This window comes from Marinagarivorans sp. (genome assembly GCF_982758155.1).
Window position 1 is genome coordinate 1 of record NZ_CEXWTU010000195.1, and the last position, 9,526, is coordinate 9,526.

Sequence of the window (9,526 nt, forward strand, 5' to 3'; positions counted from 1 at the left end):
CGCATCGGGGCAGGAGCCCCTTATTAGACATTGCAGGAGCATAATGTCGTGGAGCGGTTACCGAGGCATGTAACGCTTTGAGCAACGAAGATAAGGAGGTCGAGATCAAGCATTAATGGATGAAATATTGTTTCCTCGTCCCTTAAGCCTAGTAAAATGATGCCAGCGCCCTTCCCCACTATTCGTTTTAGGGACGAGGCAATATCCGCCGCACTGAACAGCAACCCAAAAAAACATATCGTAAAGCAGGGGAATTCACATTCACCTGAACAGGAGAGCCCAGATGTCACCAGGAACGAAGCTTTGCATAGCCGCGTTATTTACACTTTGGAACACGGGTTGCGCTAATTATAAACCGCAAAATAATCAACAAGAGCAGCTCGACTGGCAAGCCATGCAGCTAACCCAGCATCAAGCCATGCTAGATTTTCACTATGCTGGTATTGAACAACTGCAACACCAGCAAGAAAGTATTAACGACCTTCTTGAGGTGAACCAAATGCAAATGGTAGAGCTCCTCGATAGAGTAAAGGCACCACAACAACCCCTTAAGGCAAATGACAAGAGCGCGGTAAAAAAGAAAAACGTTAAGGCCGCAAACAATGACGTTCCCGCGCCACAGAAAATGACGCTAGGCCGAGTAGAATGGGTTTGGGTAGACAAATTACAAAGCTACTTAAAAGCGCGTATCGATACCGGCGCAAAATCGTCGTCTATTCACGCCAGCGAAATTCAATATTTTGAACGAGATGGCAAACAATGGGTCCGCTTTAATCTTTTCAGCCACAAAAAAACCCGCAACAAAGTCAAAAATATTGAAAACGAGAAAGCCCCTAAAGCCTTTGAAGTTCCAGTAATACGCACCGTAAAAATCAAACAAGCCTCTGCCGACAATTTAGAGAAGCGCCCAGTGATCAAATTACGCGTACGTATTGGCAGCCACGAAGAAGATGCTGAATTCACCTTAACGAATCGTGGCAACATGCTCTACCCTATACTGCTAGGTCGCACATTTATGCAAGACGTGGCTGTTGTTGATGTCAGCCAAGTGTTTATTCATAAACGCTTAAAAGCCACCAAGGAATAACGCATGGCTCGCCCTAATACCCAATTACCTTATATTGTTATCTTCCTTATTATTATCGGTTGTGCGCTAATTGGTTTTCGACACTGGGTATCTGGCATTCCATTTCTACCCGGTGCCACGCAAACAATTTGGGCCGTAGAAGCCACTATTGAATTTGAAGCGGATGAAGGCCCGATACAAGCCTCTTTTACACTACCCAGTGATCGCGCTAAATATGTCCGCGTTAATGAGCGCACCGCTAGCCCAGGCTTTGGTTTACGCTTCGTCGAAGAGGAACAGTCACGCCGTGCGGAATGGTCGATTCGCGAAGCCAGAGGCAAGCAAACGCTCTACTACCTCACCGAGCTCAAGGTGGCTCACAACCCCCAAGCAAAGTCACCCATCAAACCCGAAATAGAAAAGCCTCGTTTTTTAGGTTCAGAAGCAACAGCGGCTACCGCAATATTAACGGCAGCACATAAAACCTCCATCGACAATTTCTCTCTTGCGCGCGAACTCATAAAAGCCTTTAAAAACCCCAACGAGCAAGCTCAGCTACTGTTACAAAAATCTAATCCCAGCGATCGCACTGTAGAGTTATTAATGCAAGCCGGCGTCCCCGCTCGCGAAATCGATGTACTGGTACTTAAAGACAGCGCTCGCAAACAACCCCTACGCACATGGATTCAAGTTTTTGATGGCGAAGATATTGCCTATTTCGACCCCACAGGAAAGTACAAACCCGAACAGATCGAATGGCTTGTTTGGGAGCAAAACGATGATGCCGTTATTGAACTCATTGGCGGGCACGGAGCAACGATTGGCTTTTCAATGCTTAAGAAACAAGTCCCTATCATTGCTCGCCTACAAGAGCCCGAGCATCAAGCTGGATTATTAAACGTCTCTATTCACAGCTTACCACTCAGCGAGCAATCATTATTTAAAGGCATATTGTTAGTCCCTATGGGCGTATTGCTTGTAGTTTTTATGCGCACCTTAATTGGCCTTAAAACCAGCGGTACTTTTATGCCGGTATTAATTGCGCTAGCCTTTATGCAAACAAGCCTACTTACCGGCCTTATTGGGTTTTTATTAATCGTTAGCGTGGGCTTGGTGATCCGATCTTATTTATCGCGACATAATCTATTATTGGTAGCCCGCATAGCCTTAGTCATTATTTCCGTTGTCCTAATCATGGCGTTATTCTCTGTTTTATCTTTCCGCTTTGGTTTATCTGAAGGGTTAAAACTTACGCTATTTCCCATGATTATTTTATCGTGGACCATTGAACGCATGTCCATTTTATGGGAAGAAGATGGCGCCAAAGAAGTATTCCACCAAGGTGGAGGCTCATTATTTGTCGCCATATTAGGCTACCTCATTATGAGTAATAACTGGGTACAGCATTTAACCTTTCACTTTTTGGGGCTGCAATTTATTTTCATGGCTCTTGTCATGCTGTGTGGTAGCTATACCGGTTATCGCTTATTAGAGCTAAAGCGCTTTCGCAGTTTTACGGAGCGCTAATGCTTAACTCTCTCCCCCTATATCGCACCTACAAATCTCTTAAGAAAAAAGGGATTATGGGTATGAACTGCCGAAACATTCGTTTTATTAGCCGGCATAACAAACGCTCACTTTACCCACTAGTCGACGACAAATTAAAAACGAAAAAACTCGCCATTGCGCATAATGTTAACGTGCCCGAACTCCTCAGCGTAGTGAGCGAGCAACATGATATTCCCAGTATTTTTCAAACGATAGAAAGTACGCAAGGCTTTTGCATTAAACCCGCGCAAGGCTCCGGTGGCAAAGGTATATTGGTTGTATTACGTAGCGAAGATGGTAGCTGGCAACGTACAGATGGCAGAGCGTTAAACAATCAAGAAATAGAACGCCATCTCTCAAATATTTTGGCCGGCATTTTTTCCCTTGGCGGTAAAAGCGATGTCGCCATAGTAGAAGAGTTAATACAAGTCGACCCCGTATTCCAGGCCTTCACCCACCAGGGGGTTCCCGACCTGCGCATTATTATATTTCGTGGTTTTCCGGTAATGGCCATGATGCGCCTATCGTGTAACGAATCAAAAGGCAAAGCCAATTTACATCAAGGGGCTGTAGGCGTGGGTATCGATATCCTCAACGGGCACGCAGTCAATGCCGTACAACACGGCAAACCAGTCACTATTCACCCCGACACTCAGCAATCTCTTATCGAATTAGTCGTACCCCAATGGCAAGATATGCTGCACTTAGCCTGCGCCTGTTACGACATGACGGGGCTAGGCTATTTGGGTGTCGATATCGTTTTAGATAAAACTAAAGGCCCCTTACTTTTAGAGCTGAACGCCCGCCCAGGCCTAGCCATTCAAGTTGCCAATAATGCGGGCTTGCTACCGCGCCTGTCCGCCGTCGAAAACATCAACACGCCACAAGATATCAATGCACGCCTCGCCATTATGCAAGACGTGTTGCACCGCATTAACAATTAACCAAGACACTTTTCTTTCCATTAATCCATACAATAGGTTTAATCATGGCATTAACTGAATCGACAATGATGGCACTAAAAAGCGCCGCTCCCAACTTTACACTTCCATCAACGGATGGCGGCACTGTTAGCTTAAGTGATTTTCACGAAGCCAAAGGTTTAGCAATATTTTTCATTTGCAACCACTGCCCTTATGTTATTCACATTGCGCCAGCACTGGCTAAAATCGCAAAAGAATACCAAGAAAAAGGCATTGCCTTCGTTGCCATTAGCAGCAACGATACCGATGGCTACCCCGCCGATTCATTTGAAATGATGATAGAAGAAAAAGCCAAGCAGGGTTACACATTCCCTTACCTATGGGACGAAGACCAAGCCGTTGCCAAAGCCTATAGCGCCGCTTGCACACCGGACATTTACGTTTTCGATGCCGATAAAAAGCTCGCCTATCGCGGCCAATTTGACGATACCCGCCCACACCGTATTTCATCAGGTAATTACGATTCAGTCAAAACACCCGCAACAGGTAAAGACCTACGCGCCGCATTAGATTTAATTGCCGAAGGCCAAGCCGTGCCAGAAAATCAAATACCCTCTATGGGCTGCAACATTAAATGGAAAGAAGGCAACGCACCCGAGTATTTCGGTTAATGGAGTAAGAACTTATAAAAGCGACTCAACCATCGCTTACGCTGAAAGCAGAGTGATGGTTAAACCTCACAGGTCTCGCCTATAGCGAGGCCTATGGGTTTGAAAGTATATTCATTCATGATAGCCGCAACGTTTAATACGTCGCAGTGCTGTTTCTAAATACTCTCCTCTCAATCATGAGTAATTGGCCAGTACTTTTAACATATAAAGCCTCACCGTCAGTTCGCGAAAACGCTCAATACAGCTCATTCACTGGGAACCTCAAAAACCTTGCTTCCTACACTCCACCAAATGATCTCATTTTTCACCGTAATCGCTTCAGTAATACTGCACATATATGAACACTTTAAAATTGTGACTGTATACTGCGCTTAATATTTTTGCCCCAAGAAGGAGCTTGTCCTGTGAACCCCATAAAATTGCCTTTTAGAGGCTATCTATTTATATGCCTCTCGCTATTTGCATTGTCCGCTTTGGCTCAAACCGGAGCTAAAACAAATGATCAACGCATTGCTCCGAATCTAACCGGTGTCATTAAGCAGTACCCATCTAGAGAAAAACAAGGGGCTGAGGTACTGCTACGCAAAACGAATATCTCTGTAAATGAAAGCCACTTAGCCGTTACGCAGACCTATGTAGCTATTGCTATCCACGATGCTGAAGCGTCGCGTGACTATAGCCAGATACAAATCTCCTTTGATGATCATTTTGAAGATCTCTCGCTGAATTTTGCCCAAGTATTAACCCCTGAAGGGAAAATAGAAGCTGTAGCAAAGGATGCGCTGCAGATACAAAGCCCTTCGCAGGAGGACTTTTATCAGGATTCAAAAGTACTCACCTTCTCGCTGCCGAATGTGCGTCCGGGTTCGGTTATAGAGTTCCAGTATAAGCGTGTTGATACCAAGGCTATTGTCCCAGGCCTATTTTTTGCTCGAATGACGAGCAATTGGTGGCAACCCAAAGCCGCCAACCAAGGAGGGCGACTAGATCCAATGGTCTACCGTGATATCACAATAGACGCCCCATCGACAATGCCCCTATCTATTAAAACTTTAGGCCCAAAGGTATTTAAGCACTCGTCAAAAATTCAAGGGAAGCGCAAGCATTGGTATTGGCAGACTAATAAGTTACCTGAAGTAAAGCTGCAGAGTTGGATGCCTAGAGATACGAACTGGACTCCGCAAGTAATGATTTCAAGCGATAAATCATGGCGCTCCATTGTTGACTGGTCCAAAAATCTATTTTCACCCCACCTAAAGCTGGATAAGAACCTGCAAGTTGAGGTTGATAAAATCAAAAAACAGCAGTTAGCCCCCGAGGCACGAGTGCGCGCGGTTTACGCCCTCTTAGATGAGCGTGTGCGCTACGTATTTGCCCATGTCGGGCGAGGCGGTTACGAGCCACACTCCGCACCAGAGGTGTTTAAGCAAGGTTACGGGGACTGCAAAGATCAAACAATATTGTCTGTCGCTCTACTTAATGCATTAGATATAAAAGCATCTCCAGCACTGGTTGTTACTCGAGATTATGGTCGGCCGAATCTATTATTACCCGGTATCTACTTCAATCATATGGTGACATATATTCCTGCACAACAGGGCATTACAGAAACTTGGCTAGATACGACAGGAGAATCCTTACTATACCCAGGTAGCAACTTCTCTCTGGAAGGCCAGCCAGCATTGATTATATCTGAAGAAACAGAATCAATTACTCAAATACAAAAAGCAGGCACCAAAAAACATTGGGCGAAAGTTAAGCTGGACTACATTCCCCCCACAAAATCTGAGCCCTATAAAGTGTCAATGTCAGTTCAGCTTGGGGGCATATTTGAACAAAATATCAGGTCGACGTGGCGCTATGCCGCAGAAAAAGATCAAGCCATGAGCAATGCCTTTGTAGGTATTTTTTCAAATGCAGAATTTGATAACCTACAAGTCCATAATGCGAACTCCCTTGATAAGGGTGTCGTAGTTTCGGCCGATTGGATCTTCGATAAAGGCTGGGAAGACGAAGCTGTTCCGTCTGCCAACTTTAGCATTACACAGCTAATTGGCACCTTTACCGGGGTTGCTCAATGGCACAAACCCCAAGATAGACTGCAGCCTTTTGAATTCTCCCCCGGTTTGTGGCTTGAAGTAGAGGTGAATTTTTTAAGTGACACTGAAAAACTTTTTCCCGAGCGCCTAACCTCTGGGCCAAATATTGAAAACCAATGGTTTACGCTTAAGCAGAAATCCGAACAAATGGGGACTACTTTAGCAATTAAATCTTCGATAGAGATTCCAGCTAAAGAATTCACCGTTACCGAATACAAATTTTTCTATGACACGCTACTGGCCTTGGAAAAAGAGCCTGGATTTAGTGTTATTTACAACCGGAAACACCGCATTACAAGCGACCAACCAAGCCCTGCACTAGTGAGACAGCTCGTTGCTAATGGAAAGTTCGAAGAAGCGTTAAAAGTAGCGACACTACTCGTTAGTGAAAATGCCATTAATGGCGAGTATTATTACGTATTAGGCTTAGCACAAGGATATAGCAACAACCTCGATGCATCGTCCAAGTCATTTGCACTAGCAGAGAGTTTGGGGTACACAGCACCATGAGTTTAATTAAAGACGTCACCTCACAGCTTTCCTTATGCTTCATATTAATATTAATATTAATGCAAGGCTGCTCAACACAGTCGGTTAAAAAAAACCAAGTACCATCTCTTCCCGCTCAGCAAGTAGCAGGACTGAATGCGGAGTTGGAGCAACTTCTTCTCAAAGATACACTAAATCTAAAAAAAGCAAAAAATCTTAAAGCTAGATATCAATCTCTATTAATGACTTCACCGGAGTATTCACCGGCTCAGCTAAGCCTATACCATTTAAGCTATGAAATAGAAATTGTCGAGTTTGATATTAATAATAAGCAAAGGGTTATTAATTCTCAACGTGAATTAATTCGCCTGTATTTAAAGCTACCTAAGGCAGTACGCCGCGAACTGCTGCCACCGACAATGGTATTGTATCAAGCAAAGTTCCCAAATTATGTTCTTAGCTCCAATATTTGGCTATCGAATCAGTATTATATTGCCACCGGAAAAATGCCAACAAAAGTAACCAAAGAGGAGCTATATGACTTAATTCTTCTATCCGCTAAAGCAAGCCCCGGCAATCTTATGGTTAGAGCCATGGCTGCTGAGCACGCTATTGACACCGGAAATACCGACTTTGGAATAGCTGCGCTAAAAGAGATGGTGATTGAGGCACCCAACTCGCCCTTAGCGCCAGCAATGTTAGCCGATTATTATTTTAAGGATGCATGGAATAGTGCTTGCCCACACGAGTATAAAGCATCCCTAAAAACTTCATTAACCTACTATAATAATGTACTAGAGCGAAACCCAGAATCAAGCTTAGAGGTACGTAAGCACACATCGCTAATCTATGCATCACTAGGTTTTAAACCATTAGCTTTAAACGAAGCAAAAATACTCGCCGAATCAAATAACTTTGACGCCCTCTGGCGAGCAGCCTATATTTTTGTTAACTATAAAAAATTCGACTTAGCTCAAGCTGCATTCGATAAAGCAGAAAAAATTGAAAGTTTTAAACAGAAACCCAGAGGCCGTGGATATGCCGACTTCCTAATGGCCTCGGGACGCTGGAGTGAGGTTGCGGAGGCATATAAAAAATATTTAGCCAACAGAGAAGCCATAAACTCTTGGGACACTTTACATGCTGCACTTATTGCTAAAAAGCTTAAAAGCATGGGGGAAGATATTGAATATGCCGATATTCGAAGCGCTAGTTCAAAGGTAAAAACAGCCAAATATGATTGGCCTGAAACACTAAATAGAATACTACATGGAGGAGATCAATCCCCTGTAGTCACTAACGCGTGTGACCAATTAAGGCTAGCTTTTTACAAAAACGCCTCAGAAATATTTAATCATGAGAATTACCCTACCGAGCAAGATATAACTGGTGTTACACACAATAAGGAGAGAACTTTTTTGCTAGAGGCGAATATTTTTGAAGAAATTCTATTTAAAAAATAGCCCGGAATTTGGTTTGAAAAGTAAGCGATTATCAGCTCATTATCGACATCGGTAATGAGCTGATAACCCCCCCCTACAAAACCCGATTATTGTATCGCTCAATAAGCTCATCCATCGCGGGCTTGTCGTAATCGACGATGCCGGATACGAGCATTATTTTTTCGCCTTTACCGACAATTTCATCACCGTCTTTCCAATTGAAAGGTAATATGAAATTGCCACGCTTACCTTCCGAGCTAAAAATTGGCGCTAGGGGTTCGAGGGTGGGATTCTTAATGTCGGTTCGATCAAAGTGTATCGACATACTCTGGTACATAACCATCGGCCGCTTAGGGTTGATCATCACGTTTTGAGCCGACATAGTAGGCACTAGAATATGAGGAAAAGCTTCACCAGAAAAAGCGACATATTGCTTAATGATACTTTCCGCATTAACAGGGTCGGTATTGTTCTCGCCGGAGCGCTTCACCGTAACGTAGGATTTATTCTCGTCAGAAAACACCAGAGCCTCCGAAGGCTCTGGCAGTGTAATCATAGACTTTTCAGTGATCATATTGTCGAATGAAAACTGCATGTTTTGCGATATGCCATACTTTAAGAGCACAACAGAAAATAATAAGTCACCCGGCACACAGAATCGCTTAGCATCAACGTTGTGCAATGGGTTGTAGTCTCCAGCAACCTCTTTTGCAAACTGGCTGGCTTGTTCGCGGGTAAAAGACAGAGTATTACTTTCTTGTTGGAAAAAGTGACTAAGCATGATCTTATGGTCTATAAGGCAGGAAAAGGGGGCGAATATTACGCTTTTGCCGTTGATTTTACAAACGCCTCCCCAACCTAAACACACCGTACCAGCCAAGCTGCTATAAGATTCCTTGCAACCATAAATAACGCCGAGCAGACTTCACTCAGAATTGATCAAGCCGCATGACAATGTCATTAACTTAGCGGCAACCGATAATTTTTCTGGACTCGCTTGAACCGATCCATGCGCTCCACACACGCTCCCGGCGCGAGAGGGCCTTGAAAAATCACCGCCTACCGCTTAAATTCGCCTTAAGTTAATGACATTGAGCTGCATGATGCTCTTAGGGGCGAGGCAATAATAGATTGTCCAATTAGGCGCAGAGTTCTGCTTTCTCATCGAGGCACTTAAAGGGGCGCATGCCGGGGCCTATATGGACATAGGTCATTAGGGCAGCCCTTTCAAGATGAAATAAAAACCATCGTGGATTAATTTTCAGCAAAAAGGGTGAGTTTAGGTCTA

7 protein-coding genes are annotated in these 9,526 nt (G+C 44.1%); 6 read left to right on the forward strand and 1 reads right to left on the reverse strand.

Features of this window, described 5'->3' with window-relative positions; all coding sequences use genetic code 11:
• Positions 1 to 283: 283 nt before the first annotated feature.
• The 6 genes from AC3A8L_RS16745 to AC3A8L_RS16770 all read left to right on the forward strand — a co-directional run bounded on the left by AC3A8L_RS16745 (position 284) and on the right by AC3A8L_RS16770 (position 8,259).
• Positions 284 to 1,087 (forward strand): ATP-dependent zinc protease family protein, encoded by an 804-nt coding sequence (locus tag AC3A8L_RS16745; protein ID WP_487963416.1) that lies wholly within the window; start codon positions 284 to 286, stop codon positions 1,085 to 1,087.
• Positions 1,088 to 1,090: 3 nt separating this feature from the next.
• Positions 1,091 to 2,593: an inactive transglutaminase family protein gene (locus AC3A8L_RS16750; RefSeq protein WP_487963417.1), complete on the forward strand. Its 1,503-nt coding sequence runs from the start codon at positions 1,091 to 1,093 to the stop codon at positions 2,591 to 2,593.
• Positions 2,593 to 3,558 (forward strand): alpha-L-glutamate ligase-like protein, encoded by a 966-nt coding sequence (locus AC3A8L_RS16755; protein WP_487963418.1) that lies wholly within the window; start codon positions 2,593 to 2,595, stop codon positions 3,556 to 3,558. Before AC3A8L_RS16750 ends, AC3A8L_RS16755 begins: the two co-directional genes overlap by 1 nt.
• A gap of 44 nt (positions 3,559 to 3,602) precedes the next feature.
• The gene (locus AC3A8L_RS16760; RefSeq protein ID WP_487963419.1) at positions 3,603 to 4,208 is read left to right on the forward strand and encodes a thioredoxin family protein; all 606 of its coding nucleotides are present in this window, start codon (positions 3,603 to 3,605) and stop codon (positions 4,206 to 4,208) included.
• Positions 4,209 to 4,612: 404 nt separating this feature from the next.
• Positions 4,613 to 6,817 (forward strand): DUF3857 domain-containing transglutaminase family protein, encoded by a 2,205-nt coding sequence (locus AC3A8L_RS16765; RefSeq protein ID WP_487963420.1) that lies wholly within the window; start codon positions 4,613 to 4,615, stop codon positions 6,815 to 6,817.
• Positions 6,814 to 8,259, forward strand: a complete 1,446-nt coding sequence (locus tag AC3A8L_RS16770) for a tetratricopeptide repeat protein (protein ID WP_487963421.1) — start codon at positions 6,814 to 6,816, stop codon at positions 8,257 to 8,259. Before AC3A8L_RS16765 ends, AC3A8L_RS16770 begins: the two co-directional genes overlap by 4 nt.
• 73 nt (positions 8,260 to 8,332) lie before the next feature.
• Here the strand turns inward: AC3A8L_RS16770 and AC3A8L_RS16775 are convergent, their stop codons facing one another.
• Positions 8,333 to 9,019: a DUF3581 family protein gene (locus AC3A8L_RS16775; RefSeq protein ID WP_487963422.1), complete on the reverse strand. Its 687-nt coding sequence runs from the start codon at positions 9,017 to 9,019 to the stop codon at positions 8,333 to 8,335.
• Between the last annotated feature and the right edge of the window lie 507 nt (positions 9,020 to 9,526).

Excerpts from the sequence above, each read along its gene's own strand:
- AC3A8L_RS16745 (WP_487963416.1), top strand. The coding sequence starts at position 284 with ATGTCACCAGGAACGAAGCTTTGCATAGCCGCGTTATTTACACTTTGG.
- AC3A8L_RS16755 (WP_487963418.1), top strand. The coding sequence starts at position 2,593 with ATGCTTAACTCTCTCCCCCTATATCGCACCTACAAATCTCTTAAGAAA.
- AC3A8L_RS16760 (WP_487963419.1), top strand. The coding sequence starts at position 3,603 with ATGGCATTAACTGAATCGACAATGATGGCACTAAAAAGCGCCGCTCCC.
- AC3A8L_RS16770 (WP_487963421.1), top strand. The coding sequence starts at position 6,814 with ATGAGTTTAATTAAAGACGTCACCTCACAGCTTTCCTTATGCTTCATA.
- AC3A8L_RS16775 (WP_487963422.1), bottom strand. The coding sequence starts at position 9,019 with ATGCTTAGTCACTTTTTCCAACAAGAAAGTAATACTCTGTCTTTTACC.
- AC3A8L_RS16750 (WP_487963417.1), top strand. The coding sequence starts at position 1,091 with ATGGCTCGCCCTAATACCCAATTACCTTATATTGTTATCTTCCTTATT.